The sequence below is a fragment of the Hathewaya histolytica genome (assembly GCF_901482605.1).
GTDB classification, from domain to species: Bacteria; Bacillota; Clostridia; order Clostridiales; family Clostridiaceae; genus Hathewaya; species Hathewaya histolytica.
Genome location: NZ_LR590481.1, coordinates 953804 through 974582 on the forward strand (window position 1 = coordinate 953804; position 20779 = coordinate 974582).

General features: G+C 28.8%; 21 protein-coding genes and 1 pseudogene. 15 read left to right on the top strand and 7 right to left on the bottom strand.

Annotated features, from left to right (window positions below):
* From cobJ to FGL08_RS04445, 3 genes are all read left to right on the top strand, one after another.
* Complete coding sequence (gene cobJ, locus FGL08_RS04435) at positions 1–723, top strand: precorrin-3B C(17)-methyltransferase (protein ID WP_138209626.1); 723 nt, start codon at positions 1–3, stop codon at positions 721–723.
* 215 nt (positions 724–938) lie between these two features.
* Entirely contained in the window at positions 939–1709 is a 771-nt protein-coding gene (locus FGL08_RS04440; protein WP_138209627.1) for a cobalt-precorrin-6A reductase, read from the top strand.
* A gap of 31 nt (positions 1710–1740) precedes the next feature.
* Positions 1741–1953 (top strand): DUF1450 domain-containing protein, encoded by a 213-nt coding sequence (locus FGL08_RS04445; protein WP_171011972.1) that lies wholly within the window; start codon positions 1741–1743, stop codon positions 1951–1953.
* Between the two features lie 78 nt (positions 1954–2031).
* Here FGL08_RS04445 and FGL08_RS04450 read toward each other — a convergent pair whose 3' ends face one another.
* From FGL08_RS04450 to FGL08_RS04465, 3 genes and pseudogenes are all read right to left on the bottom strand, one after another.
* Positions 2032–3183, bottom strand: coding sequence for a Ger(x)C family spore germination protein (locus tag FGL08_RS04450; RefSeq protein ID WP_171011973.1), 1152 nt, complete (start codon positions 3181–3183; stop codon positions 2032–2034).
* A pseudogene (locus FGL08_RS04455) lies at positions 3143–4245 on the bottom strand (GerAB/ArcD/ProY family transporter). Before FGL08_RS04455 ends, FGL08_RS04450 begins: the two are co-directional and overlap by 41 nt.
* Positions 4223–5713 (bottom strand): spore germination protein, encoded by a 1491-nt coding sequence (locus FGL08_RS04465; protein WP_138209632.1) that lies wholly within the window; start codon positions 5711–5713, stop codon positions 4223–4225. The pseudogene FGL08_RS04455 and the gene FGL08_RS04465 overlap by 23 nt, the downstream one beginning before the upstream one ends.
* Positions 5714–5828: 115 nt before the next feature.
* Between FGL08_RS04465 and FGL08_RS04470 the strand changes: the two genes are divergently transcribed.
* Positions 5829–6380 carry a cob(I)yrinic acid a,c-diamide adenosyltransferase gene (locus FGL08_RS04470; protein WP_279232963.1) on the top strand — a complete coding sequence of 184 codons (552 nt, stop codon included), beginning with the start codon at positions 5829–5831 and terminating at the stop codon, positions 6378–6380.
* Between the two features lie 29 nt (positions 6381–6409).
* Positions 6410–7276 (top strand): YitT family protein, encoded by an 867-nt coding sequence (locus FGL08_RS04475; protein ID WP_138209634.1) that lies wholly within the window; start codon positions 6410–6412, stop codon positions 7274–7276.
* An 89-nt stretch (positions 7277–7365) separates the two neighbouring features.
* On the opposite strand, the gene fdxA is transcribed toward FGL08_RS04475, so the two are convergent.
* Positions 7366–7536: a 4Fe-4S ferredoxin gene (gene fdxA, locus FGL08_RS04480; RefSeq protein WP_138209635.1), complete on the bottom strand. Its 171-nt coding sequence runs from the start codon at positions 7534–7536 to the stop codon at positions 7366–7368.
* A gap of 446 nt (positions 7537–7982) precedes the next feature.
* Here fdxA and FGL08_RS04485 point away from each other — a divergent pair, with 446 nt between their 5' ends.
* The 8 genes from FGL08_RS04485 to FGL08_RS04520 all read left to right on the top strand — a co-directional run bounded on the left by FGL08_RS04485 (position 7983) and on the right by FGL08_RS04520 (position 14683).
* Complete coding sequence (locus FGL08_RS04485) at positions 7983–8387, top strand: flavodoxin (protein ID WP_138209636.1); 405 nt, start codon at positions 7983–7985, stop codon at positions 8385–8387.
* Positions 8388–8455: 68 nt separating this feature from the next.
* Positions 8456–8680, top strand: a complete 225-nt coding sequence (locus FGL08_RS04490; protein ID WP_138209637.1) for a FeoA family protein — start codon at positions 8456–8458, stop codon at positions 8678–8680.
* 12 nt (positions 8681–8692) lie between these two features.
* Complete coding sequence (locus FGL08_RS04495) at positions 8693–8908, top strand: FeoA family protein (RefSeq protein ID WP_138209638.1); 216 nt, start codon at positions 8693–8695, stop codon at positions 8906–8908.
* A gap of 60 nt (positions 8909–8968) precedes the next feature.
* Positions 8969–11005, top strand: coding sequence for a ferrous iron transport protein B (feoB, locus tag FGL08_RS04500; RefSeq protein WP_138209639.1), 2037 nt, complete (start codon positions 8969–8971; stop codon positions 11003–11005).
* A 324-nt stretch (positions 11006–11329) separates the two neighbouring features.
* Entirely contained in the window at positions 11330–12604 is a 1275-nt protein-coding gene (locus FGL08_RS04505) for an MFS transporter (protein ID WP_138209640.1), read from the top strand.
* Between the two features lie 148 nt (positions 12605–12752).
* Positions 12753–13496 (top strand): elongation factor P 5-aminopentanone reductase, encoded by a 744-nt coding sequence (gene ymfI, locus FGL08_RS04510; RefSeq protein WP_138209641.1) that lies wholly within the window; start codon positions 12753–12755, stop codon positions 13494–13496.
* A 103-nt stretch (positions 13497–13599) separates the two neighbouring features.
* Positions 13600–13953 (top strand): hypothetical protein, encoded by a 354-nt coding sequence (locus FGL08_RS04515; protein WP_138209642.1) that lies wholly within the window; start codon positions 13600–13602, stop codon positions 13951–13953.
* 142 nt (positions 13954–14095) lie between these two features.
* Entirely contained in the window at positions 14096–14683 is a 588-nt protein-coding gene (locus tag FGL08_RS04520; protein WP_138209643.1) for a sigma-70 family RNA polymerase sigma factor, read from the top strand.
* 65 nt (positions 14684–14748) lie between these two features.
* Here the strand turns inward: FGL08_RS04520 and FGL08_RS04525 are convergent, their stop codons facing one another.
* From FGL08_RS04525 to FGL08_RS04535, 3 genes are all read right to left on the bottom strand, one after another.
* Complete coding sequence (locus FGL08_RS04525) at positions 14749–15180, bottom strand: MarR family winged helix-turn-helix transcriptional regulator (RefSeq protein WP_138209644.1); 432 nt, start codon at positions 15178–15180, stop codon at positions 14749–14751.
* Positions 15181–15301: 121 nt separating this feature from the next.
* Positions 15302–16642, bottom strand: a complete 1341-nt coding sequence (locus FGL08_RS04530; RefSeq protein ID WP_138209645.1) for an aminotransferase class V-fold PLP-dependent enzyme — start codon at positions 16640–16642, stop codon at positions 15302–15304.
* 629 nt (positions 16643–17271) lie between these two features.
* Entirely contained in the window at positions 17272–18735 is a 1464-nt protein-coding gene (locus tag FGL08_RS04535; RefSeq protein ID WP_138208895.1) for an IS1182 family transposase, read from the bottom strand.
* Between the two features lie 150 nt (positions 18736–18885).
* On the opposite strand from FGL08_RS04535, the gene FGL08_RS04540 reads away from it, so the two are divergent.
* Both FGL08_RS04540 and FGL08_RS04545 read left to right on the top strand, forming a co-directional pair.
* On the top strand, positions 18886–19323 hold the full coding sequence (locus FGL08_RS04540; RefSeq protein WP_279232965.1) for a TspO/MBR family protein: 438 nt from the start codon (positions 18886–18888) through the stop codon (positions 19321–19323).
* Positions 19324–19490: 167 nt separating this feature from the next.
* Positions 19491–20711, top strand: a complete 1221-nt coding sequence (locus FGL08_RS04545) for a YibE/F family protein (protein ID WP_138209647.1) — start codon at positions 19491–19493, stop codon at positions 20709–20711.
* Positions 20712–20779 lie beyond the last annotated feature (68 nt).

Below are 20779 nucleotides of genomic sequence, written 5' to 3' on the forward strand. Positions count from 1 at the left end.
ATGAAAAAATTATATGTTATAGGAATTGGACCAGGTGGATTAGACCACTTAACTATAAAAGCTAAAAAAGCCATAGAAGAAAGTGATGTAATAGTTGGATATACTAAGTATATACAAATGATTAAACCCCTTTTAGATGGAAAAGAAGTTTTTTCAACAGGTATGAAAGGTGAAGAGGAAAGATGTAAGAAAGCTATAGAATTTGCAGAGGATAAGATTGTGTCTGTAGTAAGTACAGGAGATGCTGGAATCTATGGTATGGCAGGATTAATTCTTCAACTTAAAAATGATGCAGCTATAGAAATTGTTCCAGGAGTTACAGCTTCTTCAGCAGCAGCTTCTGTTCTAGGAGCACCACTTATGCATGATAACTGCAATATTAGTTTAAGTGACCTTATGACTCCATATGAACTAATTAAAAAAAGAGTAGAAAATGCAGCAGAAGCTGATTTTATAATTTCCCTATATAATCCTAAAAGTAAAGGAAGACCTCATTATCTAGCAGAATGTTTAGATTTAGTTAGAAAATACAGAAAAGGTAATACTCCAATAGGTGTTGTTAGACATGCATTAAGAGAAGGACAAGAAGTTCATCTATTTACACTAGATAACTTTGATCCAGAAGTTGTTGATATGTTTTCTATGGTAGTAATCGGAAATAGTCAAAGCTATATGGAAAATGAAAGAATTATAACTCCAAGAGGATATAAAGTAGAAAAGTAATATAGTTTATTTAATTGAAGCTGTATGACAATAAAGTACACTAATAAAGTTTGTTGTATAGTAGAGTTGTTAAATAAATTAAGAAATTAAATAGAAGTTATTAAGTAGCACGGAAATATAACTTGCAGATTATTAGCAATATAGAATTTGCTATGAGTTTGCAAGTTATATTTTATATAAAATACACAAATACAAGCAAAAAAGGAGTGATATTTATGATAGGTTTAATTTTAGGAACGTCAGAAGGAAAGAAAATACTATCTCTATTAAATGAATTTACAGAGGATATATTTGTATCTACGGCAACTCAATATGGTGGAGATTTACTTAAAGATTATAAACACAAAATATTAAATACTACTCCTATGGATTATGATAAAATGGTGGAAACTATAAAAAAATATAATATCACTACTTTTGTAGATGGTTCCCATCCTTATGCATTAGTTGTAACTGAAAATTTAAAAAAAGCATGCATGGATACTGGAATAAACTATTTAAGATATGAAAGACCATCTGTTGTAGAGCCTTATGAAAAATATAAAGATGTAATTGTGGTAGAAGATTATGAGGAACTTTATAGTAATTTAAAAGATTTAAAGGGAACTATATTAAATACTACAGGTAGTAGAAATATTAAAAGGGTATTAGATTTAAACTTAGAAAATAGGATAATTCATAGGGTACTTCCAACACTTAAGGTAATGCAAGAATTAGATGAACTTCATATAATGCCAGAGGACATAGTTGCAATAAAAGGTCCTATAAGCTATGATCTTAACATGACTTTTATAAAGGAACATGAAGCCAATGTTATTTTAATGAAAGATAGTGGAGTACAAGGTGGAACAGAAGAAAAACTAAAGGCTGCTTTAGACAGTGGAATTAAGGCTTTTGTAATAGGGCGTAAGAAGATTAATAAGGAAAATGTATTCTATTCAGAGGAATCCTTAGTTCAACATATAAAGGAAAACAATTTAACATAAATAATATATAAACAAAAGGAGAGGGGTAATTGTGCAAGTAAGTTTCTGTAAAGAAAATACACAGATAAAAGAAGTATATGAAAAGATATATAGTAGTCATCCAGAGTATAGAATTACTTGGAATAAGTGTATAGGTGAGTGTTCAAAATGTAGCTATAAATATATAGCTAGAGTAGAGGGGAAATTTATAGAGGGGGATACTGCAGAAGAGTTATATGAAAAAATTATAAATTTTTCTAAATAAGAATTAATATAGAGTTATATATAATTAAAAAAGAAGAATTAAAATAAAAGTGGAGAATAAGTATTCACCACTTTTATTTTAATCATTATTCATATCGGTATTTCTTCCAGGGGATATTATCTTAGAATTTACTTTAACATTTATTTTGGCATTTTTTATATACTTAAAGTCATCATAACCACTATTTTTTCCGAATTTAGCAAGAGCATATTTACCAAGGTCAAAAATATCAGTTTCATATTCTTCTATAGATTTTTTTATCATATTATTTAAATCCTTTTCAACTAAGGAGTTTAATTTTTCTTCTATATTTTTTCTACTTTTATATGTTTTTTTATTATCTTTATCTCCTAATGTGTTAACAGCAATCATACATTCAAGTCCTACAGATATATTATATACTAAGGTCTCATTTTCTTTTGAAACATTTACTTTAACTTTATTTTTTGATGAAAAATCAGCAAACTCTTTACATTCATCATCTAATAAGTTTAAGTACCCACTTACACCACTGTTTCTGATCATATTTATTAACCTAGCTTCTTTTAAGTCTGTTATGGATACTAATTTAGTATTTTTAAAAATTGCAAGGCCAGATAAAGCTTGCTTACCATCTTGAACATCTATAACAGGTAAAATTATTTCTCGTCCTTTTTGGTGATGCATTTTTAGAATTTCTGCAATGCTATAATCTTTAGCATAAAAGTTAGCTTTATTTGCAAAGTATAATAGATTATAAAGATCTTCAGATAGTGTAGCTGTTCTAGGCTGAGATGTACTTAATTCTTTTACGTCTTTAGTTGTTACAGCAACAAAAGCATTTTCATTTCTATCATCATTTCTTAAAAATGTATCAAGTATATCATCAATTCCGTCTTTTGCTTTCCCTTCATTAATTAAGTACAGGAGCTCATCACCTAAAACCCTAGTTTTAGATATTTTTGAATTAGATAGATTAAAAGCTTCATATAAAGAAAAAGAAGAACCTTCCACATACTCCCCCTTAATAGAATTAGAACCTTGATCAAAAGATAGTATTTCAGAGTAGATATGATTTTTCCTATTATCTTTTTTATCCTTTTGAAATACTATTCCTACAATTACAGCAATTTTTTCTATAGGTTCAGAATTATAACATCCTGAAAATAAGAGAGTAGAGCATAGCATTAATGATATAATTTTAAATTTATTAAAGTGATTTTTTCGATACAAATTTATTATTTTTATCACCTCTTCTTATTCCAAACTTAAATATACATATAATAAAGGAGATCAAAACAATAATATATAAAATTATATTAGTAATAGTTGAAAGAGGGATAATGTATTTCACCCTATATGTTTGATAGAATATAGCTAATAGTGCCGAGGCGGTGATTAGGGGTAAAAGTATAATAAACAAAATTTTATTAGAAATTTTCTTATACAAACTTTTTACAACATAACTCATCTGATAGTTTTGAAAAGCTGACGTTGCTAAGATTGTGAAACTCCATGTAAGCATAAATAGTTCCTTAAAATCAGAAAACAGAGGAAGTCTAATTACTTCAAAGCAAAATATAACTGGAAATGTTAGTTTACCAGTTAACTCATAGCCTAAGTAATAAATAATTGAAAAAACACTTATAGCATATAGTAATATTATGGTTCCAATACCATACATACTAGATTTCAGTAGGTGTTTATCTTCATCTAGAAGATACATAATAAAAAAAGTACTTTCTGCACCAGTATATGCTAAAATTGATTTAGGTAATGAGCTAAATATCTTTTTGTAGGAAGATACTACAGGAAGTACATTTTTAACATCACCTTTGTACATGAGAATACATGGAACTAAAAGAATGGGTATTACAAAAAATAGTACAAAGGTAGACAATCTTCCGATTATATTAATATCCTTAGAACATATAAGAATAGATAAAGCAGAAATTATAATAGCTATAATACATACTGGCATATACCTTGCAAAAGACATTTTAATTACTAAAGTAAATTTACAGTATTTTGAATTAATGAATGGATAAAGAAAAAACAAAACAAAATTTTTGAAAGAGTTTTTCCATATAAACATTCTAATAGACTTGCAAAATCTTTTCTTTCTGTTTGTTTATACAAAAAATAGACAATAAGAATAATAAGTAAAGAAGGTATACCTGAAAGTATAGCCGATATCCATGCACTTTGTTCTGATACTTTAGCCAAATCGGAGGCTAAGGATAATATTCCTATGCCTAAAAATGAATTAACTAACAATCCAAAGTAATCTTTAATCGTTATCTTTTTTTGCATTTTTTCTCCTTTCCCTTGCAGATCTTGTAAAAATAGTAGGTATTCTATTAACCTTTTTTATGGAGGACATTATAATAGAATCCTTGATTCCCTCAGGATTTAAAGGTGAAATCGGTGATAGATATGGTATTGAAAAAGAATCTGTACAGATTAAGTGAACAACAAGTATTAAAAGACCTGCTATAATACCTAAGAATCCTAGAAGTTTTGCAAGTAATATCATAGGAAATCTCAATAATCTAAGTGGCGTTGACATAGTATAATTTGGCACCAAGAATGTACAAATAATTCCTATAGCTACAACCACAAGGGTGGTTTGACTAACGATACCTGCCCTTGTAGCAGCATCACCAAGTACAATACCACCAACTATACCAAGAGTTTGACCTATTGGCTTAGGTAATCTAATACCACCTTCACGAAGCATCTCTATTAGTAATTCCATTACCAATACTTCAATAAATGGGCTAAGTGGTATACCACTTCTTGACTTGATTAATACTTTTATAAGAGGCAAAGGAATTAGTTCAACGTTATACTCTAATAAGGCTACATAGAGTGGTGATAGAGTAATTAAAATAAAAGCACTAATTATTCTTAATAGTCTTTCAAAAGAACCCATAATATTGTTACTTACATAATCCTCAAAGGCTTGAAAAAATTCTATGAATACTACAGGTATAATTAGTGCATGGGGAAACCCATTTACCATAATAGTAGCTTTACCTTGAAGCATATCAGTAACTACCGTATCAGGAATTTCTGTCATCTTACTTAGAGGGAAAATACTTCTTTGCTTTGGGAATAGGTACTTCGCAATATATCCCGTACCTCCTATATATGGTGCATCTATGCTTTTTAAGTTTTTTCTAATTTTATTTAGGATTTTAGTATCGATTATGCCATCTATGTAGATTAATGCCACATCTGTTTTAGACTTTGTACCTAAATTGAACTTTTCTATTTTCAAATTGGGATCATTTAGCTTCTGGTTAATTAAAGATATATTAATATCTAAATTTTCTATAAAGGCATCTTTTCCGCCTAATATGGAAATTTCCGTGTCAGAACTTTGAATGCTTCTGTGAATTTGGACAGAAGTTGAGCATATAATTCCTGTGGAATAATTTTCTAAAAGAACTATAGCATTTCCTTTATGTAATTCCACACTTATGTTGTCTAAAGAATTTTCTAGAGAAACATTGAAAGACTTTATGTATTTTTTACTTAAAAAGTCTGGAAGGTTAGGGATAGTATTTAAATCTTCTTTAACTTTAAAAAGTAAAGGGGCTATTATATCATCTTCTATTCGATCTTGATCAGAAAGTCCAGCTATAAATAATATAGTTGCACGTATATTGTTTTCTAAAATTATTTCTCTTTTAAAAAAGGTAGTATTATTGCTTGTAGAAGCTTCTATAAGTTCTATATTTTCATCTAAATTTTTAGAAAGTATATTTATATCCATTTTTTCATCACCTTATATAAATTATAGTTAAATTGTTAACTAATAAGAGAATATTTATACAATTTTACGAATTTTATTGACAAAGGTATTTTTGAATATTTAAAACTATGTTATTATATTTTATGGAGATTATAAAAGTAAGGAGAATTATATGGAAAAGGGGTACGTACATATTTATACAGGAAACGGAAAGGGAAAAACTACAGCTGCTTTTGGACTTGCATTAAGAGCTTCTCTTGCAGGGAAAAATGTATATATAGGGCAGTTTGTAAAGGGTATGAAATACCATGAAGTTGCAGTAGAAAATTTAATTAATAATATTAAAATTGAACAATTTGGAAATGGATGCTTTATAAGTAATTCTCCCACAAAAGAAGATATTTCAATGGGTAGAAATGCTCTTTTGAAATGTGGCAATATTTTAAAAAAGGGGGAATACGATTTAGTTATTTTAGATGAGATAACTATAGCTATATATTTTAAATTGTTTAGCGAAGAAGAAGTTATAGGGATTCTAAAAGATAAGCATCCAAAAGTAGAGGTTGTTCTAACTGGAAGATATGCTACAGATAAGTTAATTGAGTTTTCTGATTTAGTAACTGAAATGAAGGAAATAAAACATTATTACAACAAAGGTGTGCTTTCTAGAGAAGGCATAGACGTGTAGTAATAGACAGAAGAAAGGGGTAGAATAACATGGGAAAGAATTTGGGTAAGAATACTATTAAAGAAGTTTTACTAATAACTATAGGAGTTTTATTTTTAGCATTAGGGGTACATTTTTTCTTAGTGCCACATAACTTGGCTGTAGGGGGAGTTACAGGACTTGCTATAGTACTTAATAAATTTATACCTGCTATATCTATAGGACTATTTATGCTTATTATGAACATCATTTTATTTATAGTAGGATTCATATTTATTGGTTCTGCCTTTGGGGGAAAAACTATATATGCGAGTCTTAGCTTATCTTTTATTATAATGATTTTAGAAAAGATCTTTCCTATTAAGAGTCCTTTAACAAATGATATATTTATTGAGCTTCTTTTTGGTATATTATTAGGTGCAGTGGGAATGGCTGTAGTGTTTGAACAAAATGCTTCTACTGGTGGTACGGATATTATAGCAAAAATTTTAAATAAGTATTTTCATATTGATATTGGACGTGCCTTACTAGTGGTGGATTTTTTTGTAACACTACTTGCGACTATTGCTTTTGGACCAAAGATAGGAATGTATGCACTTTTAGGAGTAATAATCAATGGAATTACTATAGATGCTGTTATACAAGGTCTAAATATATGCAAGAAGGTTGAAATAGTAAGCACTAAAGACGATGAGATTATTAAGTTTATCATGGAAGATCTAGGTAGAGGTGCTACAGTGTATAAAGGAAAAGGTGCTTATACAAGTACTGATAAGGAAATAATAACAACTGTATTAAATAAAAAAGAATTTATAAAATTAAAGAACTATATAAAAGGTATAGATGAGAATGCTTTTATAGTAACATATAATGTGCACGAAACTTTGGGAAATGGATTTAAGAGTATACATGATTAGAAAATGAAATAGAGAATAAAATAAAAGTACAGGAAGGCCTGTACTTTTATTTTATTTAAAAAAACGCTTTTTAAAATAGCTGTAAACTACTATTCTTGCACTGGAGCACCAACTGGACAAACATTAGCACAGTTACCACAATCGATACAAGTAGCTGCATCTATAACATAGATAGAATCCCCTTGGCTTATAGCGTTAACTGGACACTCAGTAGCACAAGCTCCACAACTAACACAAGCTTCATTAATTATGTATGCCATAACAAACTCCTCCTTTATAAACTTTTCATCAATATAATAACATATTTAAGGTATTAAATAAAGTATTTTTAGAATTTTATTCATTTTATAAAAACTTTTTATTTGTTAATTTGAAATATTTTTATAATAATTAAATAGCCTGTACAATATGACCATATTACAAAGTGTAAACTTACTCTATTGGATAATATTGTATAAAAAGGGCAGAAAAAATGAAAAAGTTAAAAAAATTTTAAAGTTTTTTTATATAAATTTAATTACTTAAAGTATAAAAAAAGTCTTCAAAACCATTAAATTAAGCGACTTTACTATAAATTATCTCCATAAACTATATTTTTTAATATTAATAAGTTACTTAAATATGGTTGAAAAAGAATAATTAATAAATTAAAATAATATTCAAATGAAAACAATATTCAATTTCTTTAATCTTTGGAGGTGCAGAAATGTTAGTAATATATTGGAGTGGAACAGGAAATACAGAATCTATGGCAAAGGCTATATCAGAAGGAGGAGAGGCTAAACTTCTTCATGTTTCTGAGGCTAGTGCACAAGATATAGAAAAAGCAGACAAGATTGCATTAGGATGTCCAGCTATGGGAGCTGAAGTTCTAGAAGAATCTGAATTTGAACCTTTTATATGTGAAATTGAGCATATGTTAAATGGAAAAAAAGTTGCTCTATTTGGTTCTTACGGATGGGGAAATGGAGAATGGATGGAAGAATTCGAAACTAGAATTAAAAATTCTGGAGCAGAGCTTATAGATAAAGGATTAATAATTAATGAAACTCCTGATGACGATGGAATTAAAAAATGTATAGAACTTGGTAAAAAGCTTAAAGAAATATAAAAATATATGTATAAGAAAAATTCTTATATTTTTTAGTACAATTATTAAATTGTGGTGGAGGTAAGGAGATGGAGATAACTTTAGATAAAGGGCAAGTAGGTAATTCTTATCTAGTTTCTAAAATTAGAGAAGGAAGCAAAGTTAGAAGAAGAATTATGGATCTTGGAATTGTAAAAGGAACTAAGATTAAAGTTGAAGGTATGGCTCCTTTTGGAGATCCTATAGAGATAAGCCTAAGAGGGTACAAGCTTACTTTAAGAAAAGAAGAAGCTAAGGATATTATTGTAGGATAAGGAGGTAGTATTATGCCTTTAAGTTTGGTAAATACAGGAGACATTGCAGAGGTAAAAGAGATAAAAGGAACAGAAATTTTTATTAAAAGACTTATGGAAATGGGTGTAAATACAGGAGCTAATATAAAAATGGTTAAAAATGCTGATGGGCCTTTAATTATAGCAATCGGTAGTTCTAGGATTGTATTAGGTAGGGGTATGGCTCAAAAAATTATGGTTAGTGTTTAATTTAATTAATTTTATTTAAGTCAGAACTTTTTATGTTTAAGATTTTAGGAGGAGAACGCAATGAAGTCAGAAATTATTGTTGCTTTAATGGGAAATCCCAATTCGGGGAAAACCAGTTTATTTAATGCGTTAACTGGATCGAGGCAACACGTAGGAAATTGGCCAGGGGTTACAGTTGAGAAAAAAGAAGGAACTTTAAAGTATAAGGGGAGAACTATAAGGGTTGTGGATTTACCAGGTACTTATAGTTTAAGCGCATACTCTGAAGATGAAGTAGTTGCTAGAAATTATTTAATTAAGGACAAGCCGGAAGTTGTTATTAATGTAGTTGATTCTAGTAATATAGAAAGGCATATGTATTTAACTACTCAAATTTTAGAACTAGGTTGTAAGACGATTTTAGATTTAAATATGATAGATGAAGCAGAAAAAAATGGTGTTAAGATTAATAGAAGTGCTTTAGAGAAAGATATGGGTATTAAGATAGTAGAAACAGTTGCATCTAGAAAAAAAGGTGTACTAGAGCTTTTAGATGCAGTTATAGAGGCATCAGAACAAAAAATTAAACCTAAAGAAATAGAAGTAACATGTGAGAATGATTTTCAAACACAGGTGGACAAAATTGCCACAGAATTAGAGATTAAAGAGCCTAATTTAGAGTATCCATTTAAATGGACTGCAACTAAACTTATTGAAAATGATTCATATATGGTAGACTATATACAAAACAAAGGTTTAGATGATGTCTTATCATCTGTTAAGAAATCTATTAATTCTCTTACAGATGTGTATGGTTATGAACCGGAATGTTTAATTGTAGATAAGAGATATGAGTATATTTCAAATTTACTTAAGGGAAAAGTTCATAAAAAAGAGGAATATGAGGAAACTTTATCTGATAAAATCGATAAAGTGGTTACTAATAAATATTTAGGTTTACCGATATTTGCAATTATAATGTTTTTAATGTATCAAGTAACTATGACCTTTGGAAATGACTTTTTAGGAGAACATGTAGGTGAAGGCTTTGAAGCCTTAAAAGAATTTGCAGGTGGATACCTTTCAAACTCTCCAGAACTTTTTAAGTCCTTTATAGTAGATGGTATAATTGGTGGTCTTGGAGAGGTAATTGTGTTTGTACCATTAATTTTAACCATGTATTTTATTATAGGAATATTAGAAGACGTAGGATATATGTCAAGAGCAGCATATGTAATGGATAGATTTATGTCAAGTTTAGGACTTCATGGTAAGACAGCAGTATCTATGATTATAGGTTCAGGATGTAACGTTGCTGGAATCATGTCAACTAGAACTTTAGAAAGTAAAAAAGATAGAATGATAGCTATTTTAGTTAATCCATTTATATCATGTAGTGCAAGGCTTCCAGTGTATACTCTATTTGCAGCAGCTTTCTTTGGAACTAGGAAGCTTGGGATATTCTCTTTAAGTGGTATAGTTGTATTCTCACTTTATGTACTTGGAATTTTAGCCGCTATACTTTCAGCTAAGTTATTTAGTAAAACTTTATTTAAAGGTGAGAAATCATACTTTTTAATGGAATTACCTCCATATAGAGTTCCAAGTTTAAAAAGTGTATTACTTAATATGTGGGACAAAGCTTCTGCATTTATTAAGAAAGCAGGAACTATTATATTTGCTATAGTTGTAATCGTATGGGTATTATCAAACTTACCTATGGGTGTTGAACCTGGTTCAGCAGAAAGTATCTTGGGAAGATTAGGAAGTATTATAGCTCCAATATTCAAACCTCTTGGATTCGGAACATGGCAGGCAGGAGTATCTTTAATTACAGGTGTTCTTGCAAAAGAATCTGTTATAGCGACCATGGCAACAGTTTATTCTGTAACGGAGGAGGGGCTTCAATCTGCTATCCAAACTCAATTTACACCTTTAGCGGCTTATGCATTTATGGTATTTACACTATTGTATTCACCTTGTATGGCAGTTTTAGGAACAATAAAAAAAGAAACCAACTCACACAAATGGGCACTATTCTCAGCAGTATATACAACTGTTGTAGCTTGGGTTGCAGCATTCTTAATATATAATGTAGGATCATTATTTATAAAGTAAATTTAAATCATAGAAGGATTTATAACCTAATTAAAGTTATAAATCCTTCTTTTAATTATGCATAATTACTTAGTCAGAAGTTCATGTCCCTACCTACTTAAAGGTTAAGATGTCAATCTATATTAAAGATAAGCTTATCTGAATGGCATAAACTATAGTGACTATTTATATTATGTGCAGCTATTGTAGATATATTCTAGTATTGCACTGATGTATATATTTCCATAATCATAAAAATATCATAATTAAAATTTTATAAAATGCATTTTTAAAAGACTTCCTATATAATATATAGTGAATTGATTTTACTCTTGGAGGGAGTTTATGGATAAGAAAAAGGTAGGAAAAAATACAAAACTTTGGAATGAGGATTTTTTTCTACTCTGGCAAGGACAATTAGTCTCTGTATTTGGAGATGTTATATATATAATGGCTTTAAATTTTTGGATTTTAGATGTTACAGGTTCTACAGCTTTAATGGGTACATTAAGTGCGTTAAGTACACTTCCTAGAATAATTTTAGGACCTTTTGCAGGGGTTTTAGTAGATAGATGGGATAGAAAAAAGTTTATAGTTATAACTGATCTTATAAGGGGGATTTTTGTAACTTTTGTTGGTATAGCTGCCTTACTTGGATTTATTAAGGTTTGGATGGTCTTTGTTATAGGAATAATATCTGGTATATGCAGTGCTTTCTTTAATCCTGCAATACAATCTGTAAGACCAGATTTAGTGCCTGAGTCAAAGCTTGTACAAGCGAATTCTGTAAGTAGTCTTGCGCAGTCTGGAATGAATATGATAGGTAGTGCTATAGGCGGCATGATATATATTGCCATAGGAGCACCTTATATGTTTTTGTTTAATGGTATATCTTATATTTTGTCTGCCTTCACCGAACTTTTTATAAATATTCCGAGGATTGAAAAATGCTCTAAAGAGATAACTTTTAAAGAGGATTTTAAGGAAGGATTTAGATTTCTTTGGTATTTTAAAACTTTAAAAAAAGTATTCTTATGTGCTTCAGCTATTAATTTATTTTTTAATGCAGGAATGATATTATTTTTACCTTATTCCAAGGAGCAAGTTTTTTTAGGACCAAAGAGATACGGTATTGCGGCAGCTACCTATTCTTTAGGTATGTTATGTGCAAGTGCTTTTATTACTGTTAGAAATATAAAGCAAGAACGTAAATTTATAATTTATAAAGTAAGTATATTAATTTCTGGAATTCTAACTTTGAGTATTACTTTTATAAAAAGTTTTCCTGTATTACTCATAGTAATATTTATAGGTTTCGCTTGTAATGCAGTTTTTAACACTATATTTGATACCATGGTTACTTTAATAATTCCACAGGATAAAAGAGGAAAAGTATTTGCACTTATGGAAACCTTATCTATGGGACTTATGCCTTTGGGAAGCTTAATTGGAGGAGTTTTGGGAGAGTTAATAGGTATAACACAAACTATGAGAGTGATGTTTTTTATGGGACTTGTAACTATTTTTATGCTTATTTCTATAAAGGAAGTAAAAGATTTGATTTTTTATGATAAGCACAATGAGAGTATAGAAGAGCTTGTAGTTAGAACTAATAAGTAAGAGAAAATTTAATATTAGGATATATGAAATTATTTTTTAACCTATTCTATTAATTCAAGAAAATTATAAAAACACAGAGCTTATAATATAATAAATTAATAAATAAGAGGTTTTATGAAAAAAAATCACAGTAAAGAAGGAATGAAAAATGAGTAATTTAAGTGGTAAGGTTGTATTGATTACCGGAGCTGCAAAAGGTATAGGAAAGGCTATAGCTTTAAAATTTGCAGAGGAGGGGGCTTCCGTTATTGTAAATTATAAAAAAAGCCATATAGAAGCAGAGGAGGTAAAGAAGGATATTGAGAATTTAGGTGGCTATGCTTTTTTGCTTCAAGGTGATGTTTCAGAGTATCGTACATGTAGTAATATGATGAAAACCTTAATTGATAAATTTGGGAAGATAGATATATTAATAAATAATGCTGCTATTTCAAAGATAGGGATTTTTTATGATTGTACAGAGGAATGTTTTGATGAAATTATAAATACAAATTTAAAAGGGGTCTTCAACCTAACACATAATGCAATAAAGTATATGATACCAAAAGGAAGTGGTACAATTATAAATATTTCCTCTATGTGGGGTGAGGTAGGAGCTTCTTGTGAAGTTATATATTCCGCCTCAAAGGGAGGTATAAATGCTTTTACAAAGGCATTAGGAAAAGAACTTGCACCGTCGAATATAAGAGTAAATGCCATCTCTCCAGGAGTAATAGAAACTTCAATGAATTCTTGGCTATCAGATGAAGAACGAGAAGAATTAGTTTCTGAAATACCTATGATGAGAATGGGTAAGCCAGAGGAAATCGCAAATCTTGCAGTATTTTTAGCAAGTGAACAATGCAATTATATGACAGGACAAATATTAAGGGTTGATGGTGGATTTATTTAAAAGTTTTTATTTAGTTAACACATTTTTAATACATTGTTATGTGATATATGATACAATATAAAAAAGAAATTAATATCATATAATTGCATAAGGAGAGAATGCTATGGAAAATAGTTTTAATAAAGGAGTAAGAGATGTGAAGAAAAATTTACAGTATATATTTCTCATTATTTTAGGTGTAGCTGTACTTAATTTTTTATTTAAAGCAGCTTTGAACATCGGAATTCTCCTTCTACTAGGATTTGGTATTTATAAACTTTGGGAAGGAAGCAAAAAGAGATTTAAAAATTTTAAATTTAAAAGGGAAAAGTTAAATAGAGAAAAGGAAATTAATAATCTAAAAGAAAATATAGGTAATACAACGTATATGGAAGCAGAAATTTTAAAAAGTAATTTAGAAAAATCAAAGAATCAATCATTTAACTATGTAGATGTTGAATATGACGAAGTTAAATAAAAAAATAAATATATATATATTTGTCCCTTCTAACGATAAAACACATATATAATATTAGAACATTTGTTTGTATGAATTGGAATAACATGGTATAATTTTATTACCAGAACAAATGTTTTAATATTCGTTAGGGGGCTTTTTTATGGGAAAAACTTCAAAACAAGAAATAGAAAATTTAGTTATACAATCAAAACGAGGGGATAAAGGTTCAATAGAAGAATTGCTTAATAGATTTACACCTTACATAATAAAAAGAGCAGGAGAAGTTTATTTAAAAGGTTATGATAGGGATGATTTAATGCAGATTGCGTATATATATCTTTTAAATTGTATAGATAAATATAAGATTAATTCTAATAGTTTTACAACCTATGTAATAAGAGCTATTGATAACGCTTTTAATTATGAAATAAGAAAAAGAGCAAAAGATAATTATGAGGGAAGTTTAGAATGGGAGAATAGTGATGGTGTATCTTTGATGGAGGTGCTTCCAAGTAACTTAAATATAGAAGAAGAGTGTATTAAAAAAGAGGAAAGTGATTTAGTTATAAAACTTACAGAAAAGCTTCCTATGAATTATAGAAACGTAATAGAAGAAATTTTTTTAAAGGAAATTAGTTTGAAGGAGTATGCAGAAAAATATAATATAAATTATAGTACAGCTATAAAGAGAAAGAGTCGGGCCTTGAAAAAATTAAAAGGTTATATGGAGTCTTATTCAGTTACATGATTAAATATAAATTTCCTTATATATTAAATAAAAAGGATAAATTAAAAGTTTATCCTTTTTATTTTTTATTCATTTTCTAAAATTCTCAAATATTTTATGAACTGAGCTTTCTCTTCCTCATTCATAGAAATTAAAGCTTTGGATAAATATGTACGTCTTTCTTCTAAAACTTTATCTAAAATGTTATGTCCTTTTTTAGAAGGAATAACTTTTACAATTCTTTTATCTTTTTCATCTTTTTCTCTATAGACTAATTCGCTTTTTTCCATTCTGTCAATTAAATCCGTTACAGTACTAGGAGCTAAATATAAAATGGAACTTAGTTCTCCTATAGTAATTTCTTTTTTACATAATATCCATTGTAGAGCATCGAATTGAGGAGGAGTTATATCAAAATCATTAAGTATTTCTCTACCTTTTTTCTTTATATCAAAACATACTTTTCTTAAAAGTTCTTCAAGTACAAGAATACTATCATAATTTTCATTGAAGTTCATATAAAATCTCCTTCCAAATACAGAGTCCTTAAATATTATACTATTAGGAATTTATGGAGTCAATAAGGGCATTATTTTAGGTATAAAAACTAACCTCTAACTTTGGAGGTTAGTTTTAGTATTAAAAGTAAGAGAAGTTACTATTTTTGTACTTATCATTATAATAATTCTTATTTTTTATTATTAGTATTAATGAGTTTACTAATCTTTCTACATCTGAATCTGTATTATAAAGTCCAAAGCTAGCTCTAACCATTCCTGGTCGGTTCTTCTTCTCTTTTCTATATCTTTCTGCATCTTCCTCAGATATTTTTAGTATTCTCTGAACATAAGGTTGGGCACAAAAACAACCACTCCTAGTCGCTATTCCAAATTCATAGGATAAAATTTTCGAAAGTGTTTCATGATGAATTCCTTCTATATTAAAGGGTACAATTCCCACAGAATTTTCCACATCAAAATCGCAATATATTGAAACGGATTCTAATTCTTTTAGTTCGTATAATAGGTGTGCTTTTAACTTCCTCTCGTGCATATCTATAAAATCTAGTGATAAATAGTTTAGTGTTTTAATAGCTGTACCTAGTGCAAATGCTCCTATTATATTAGGAGAACCAGCTTCGTCTTTATGTGGGGGATCGGCCCAAGTTATCTTCTTATGGGTTACAATATCTACAGTTCCACCACCTTGATGATCCGGTGGCCCATCTACAAAATCATCATAACTTCCAATTAATACACCAATATCAAAGGGGCAATACATTTTATGAGATGAAAATGCTAAAAAGTCTATATGAGAAGGGTCATCGTGTGGTTTCATATCAAATTTACAATGGGGAATTAATTGTGCACCATCTACAAGAATTTTAGCTCCATACCTATGGCTTAATCTAGCAATTGTATATACAGGATTAACATATCCAGTCACATTAGATGCTCCAGTTACAGCAACAAGTTTAACTATACCCTGAAATTTTTTTAACTTATATTCTAAGTCATCTATATCTAATCTATTATTATCATCTATATCAACATAAAAAACCTCATATCCAGATCTCCAAGGAAGGTCATTTGAATGGTGCTCCATAGTAGTACTTAAAATAATAGAACCTTCATTTTTATATCTAAATCTCTTAGAAAGCTTATTGATAGCCTCTGTAGTATTCTTTACATATATCACTACATCTCGCTTTCTATCACCACCTACAAAGTCCAAGACTATATTCTTCGAATTTTCATATAAAGCTGAAGAAAGTTGAGATTTATATCCAGTTCCTCTATGATAGGAAGAATAATAGGGAGAAAATTTTTGAACTTCTTTTAAGACAGTTTTTAAAGGAGGTGTAGTGGCGGCATTATCAAAATTTATTTCTCTTATAAGCTCCCCATTTTGTATGGGTACAAAAGAATTTACTCCCGCTATAAAACTTTTATATCGATTTATTTTATCAGAATGTTTCATACTTTTACCTCCTATAAGCATAAAATGCCTGTGGTTAAAGTCTTATAATATATTTTATGAAACTTAATCATCTTTGTGATTAATTTTAAATAAGCAAGTATTTATAATAAACTTAATAACACTTTTATGATAAGACTAATATAATGGTAATGTACAAGTTACTTACAAAGGATGAAAAATTGAAAAATCGAAAGGGGAGAGATTGATGTTTTGCTGCTGGTTTTTCCTAATTATAATATTATTGATTTGTTGTTTTTGCAGACCTAGATTTGGATTTTCCTCTTGTTGCTGCTAAAATTTAGTTGGACAGCCTAGATAATTGGCTGTCCATTTTTTTATTTACAAAGGATCAAAATGGAATTATTTTTAATATGCTTTTTCTTTTAAGCATATTCTTTCTAATTATGCTATAAGATATTAGTATAATTATATGATAAGAAAATAGTATTCAATTCTTAGATATTAAGGAGGAAGTTATGGAAAAGAAAAAGGGGAAATTTAAGAGACCACTGAAAAACTTATAGTTTTTCGGGGGTTTACTTTTTACATAATTTAAAAGACTCAAGTTTATACCATTTTGTGGTATGAGCTTGAGTCTTTTTGTATTATTAAACCCTAATCGGGTATATTTACTGATTGCTTAGAGTCAATATTCTCTTCAAGTTTACAGCAAAAATGGTCAATGCACCTTGCATTTGCATGCCAACAAGACCTGCGGCTGACGCAACATCATACCCATGTCTATGTTTCATTTCACTATTTTTAGCTTCAATTTTATATCTCTCTTTTGATTTTTCTTTAAAAAAATCAGTTTCTTGAAATTCAATATGTTTTTGATGCGTATTCGTTTTGATTGAAACTGAGTATGATTTAGTTTTAGCACCTTCTTTATAGCACCCTTGTTTTAAAGGGCAACACTGACACTTTTTAACATCAAAAAAATAAGAAATTACTGTACCTAGTCCATCTTTGGCATGTTTTTTAGGTCTAGTACTAGTTTTCTTAGTACTCATATGGCCAGCTTCACACGCATACATATCTGCATCTTTATTATATTCAAACTTCGTTTTAGTTTGTCTTTTGTTACCATGAGATACTGATTTACTAAGCTTTGCAATTAGATTTTTTTCACTTTCATTTACATATTCTATATTTTCTTTTTCTGAATAAGCTGCATCTCCAATAATATTTTCTATGTTTAAGCCAGAGGCTTCGCTCTTTTCAATAAGTGATTTTAGTTGTTTTCCATCGTGTTTTTCTCCCGAAGTAACTACAGCAGCAGTAATAATACGTTCCTCAGTCATTGCAATATGAGTTTTATACCCAAAGAAAGATGTATCAGCAGTTTTGTGTCCAACTTTTGCGTCAGCATCTTTAGAGAATGACAAAACCTCTAAATCATCTTCGATTGTTTCTTTTAATAAATTTAATTTTTCTTTTACAGCTGGATAACTTGAAATGACCTCTTCTTTTTCAATAACTGATATAAGTTTTTGACAATACTCTATTTCATCCTCAAGAAGACCGTTGTTAACTTTATTAGGAAACCTTGCTTTCATTGACTCATCAATGTTATAAACTGACTTTCGAAGTTTTTTAGATTGTTCAATTAAAACTTCCCTAGGTGTTTTTTGATTGTATCTAGCTTTGGTATGAGTTGAATCAACAATAATTGATTTTGATTTTATAATTTCCTTTTCCAATGCTATTTCTACGGTTTTAGAAATTAGCATGTCCATTAGATTAGTGTCCTTTAAGCGTAGCTTTCTAAATTTAGTTAAAGAACTTGGATTAATTACATCCTCCTCCGGAGCCATATCTAAGAAATATTTAAAAGACATATCATATTTAGAGCGTTCAACAACATCTACATCAGAAATATTGAAAATAGTTTTTAGTAAAAGATATTTAAACATTCTTATTGGGTCAATCGCTCCGCGACCGTTATTATTGCAATATGTAGAAACTAATTCATCGTAGATGAATGAGAAATCTACCATTTCTTTAATCCTTCTCAACATATTATCTTTAGGGATAATCCTATCATATATATCACCATATTCGCTTAATATCATCTTTTGATGCATTAACATAAAATCACCTGCTTAAATTAGTAATATAAAAATTATACTAAAAAATAGACATAACATCTACACAAACTGTAGTGTTATGTCTATTAAGATTAGGAGGGTACTTTTTCAGTACCCTCGAAATTTAATCTTTTTTATTTTCTATTATCAATTATTATAACTTTAGGTACTGGCTTTATTAGTGCAAGTATGAATAAAAATTATATAGGGTTTTATAAAATTTTAAGAAGACCAGTTTTTGCTCCACCAGATATTGTATTTCCTATAGTTTGGACAATATTATATTTTTTAATGGGAATATCCCTCTATAATATTTTAAAATCTAAAGAAGAAGGTGCACATGTAAATAAGGGTTTAACTTTATTTTTTATTCAACTATTCTTAAATTTTTTATGGCCTATAATATTTTTGAAAAAACGCTTAATATTTATAGCTTTTTTACAATTAGTTTTACTTATAATATTTATTATACTTACCATAATTGAGTTCTATAAAAAGAATAAAAAGGCAGCATTACTTTTAATTCCTTATGTTTTATGGTGTGTTTTTGCAGCAGTACTTAATTTCTTTATTTGGTTTTTAAATGCATAAAACATTTAACAAAAAATCCTGTATCTAATACAGGATTTTTTTATTGCCAATACGCACACCACAATTATTTTATATATAAGGTAAAAATATATTGGAAAAAAATACAAAATGGTATATAATTGAATAGTAATATCCCATTAAATGTAAAATAGGTGGTGGAATAGGAAATGTTACTTTTAAAAAGAGGTTTTAATTCTACTAATTTAACTAGAAGACAAAAACGAGAAAAGGAAAAAGCGAAGGTTAGAAAAAGAATATTTAAAATTTTAGCTTGCCTTACTTTTATTATAGGTATACTTTATATTAATCCAAATATAATAGTAAATGTTAAACATAATATAGAGAATAATACAGCTACAGCTGGAATTTATAAAGGCAAGGTTATGGGGGTTAAGAGGGAAGAATACACTTATCTTGAAAATACCTATGAAAAGAAAAAAGGTGTTCAAAATATTGAGGTCATGGTAACTAACGGTAACTTAAAAGGAAAAGTATTGGGTATACAAAATAACTACGATTATAGTAACCCCTATAGTTATGTAATTAAAGGTGGAGATAGGGTATTTTTATCCATACATGAAACAAATGGGGGAAATATAGAAAAAGCTTATATACATGATTTTGATAGAAGTGGATATTTAATAATTTTAGTACTTATATTCTTTTTCGCATTATTTTTATTTGGAGGAAGAAATGGAGTAAAAACTTTTATATCATTAATACTTATACTTCCAATCATACTTAAAATAATTCCCTACTACTTACTTAAAGGATATAATCATATATTAGTAATATTTATTAGTAGTTTATTTTTAATATGCATAATATCTTTGATTCTTTGGGGATTTAATAGAGAGTCTGTATCTACAATGATAGGTTCTTTAGGTGGAATGATTCTTGGTGGTGCTTTAGTATTTATTTTTCAATATTTATGTAAACTAACAGGAATACCTAATGGAGAAGTGCAAATGATAATGTATGGAGGCAAGGAAATAAATTTCATAGGTATAATTTTTGGAGGTATTATTATAGGATCCCTAGGGGCCATGATGAATATAAGTTTAAACATAACTAAAGCTATGAGAAATGCAGAAATGGAAACTTTAAATATTAAATTTGGAGAGCTTTTAAAAGTTGGTTTTAAAGAAGGGAAAAGTTCTATTGGAAGTATTTCTAACACTTTAATATTGGCATATTTAGGGGCAGCATTACAGACTATTATTGTACTTATGGTCTCTAATAACATGTCTATATTACAAGGAGTAAATGGAGAAGCCTTAGTTGTAGAAATTTTAAGAGTTGTATCTGGTATATTAGGATTTATTTTTGCAATTCCTGTAACTGCTTTTACATATGCTTTATTTAGTAAAAATGCAGCGTTAAAGTAGTTAATAGAATTGTACTATATAATTCACTTTTAAAAAGAATTATGTTAAAATGTCTTTAACTTAGAATA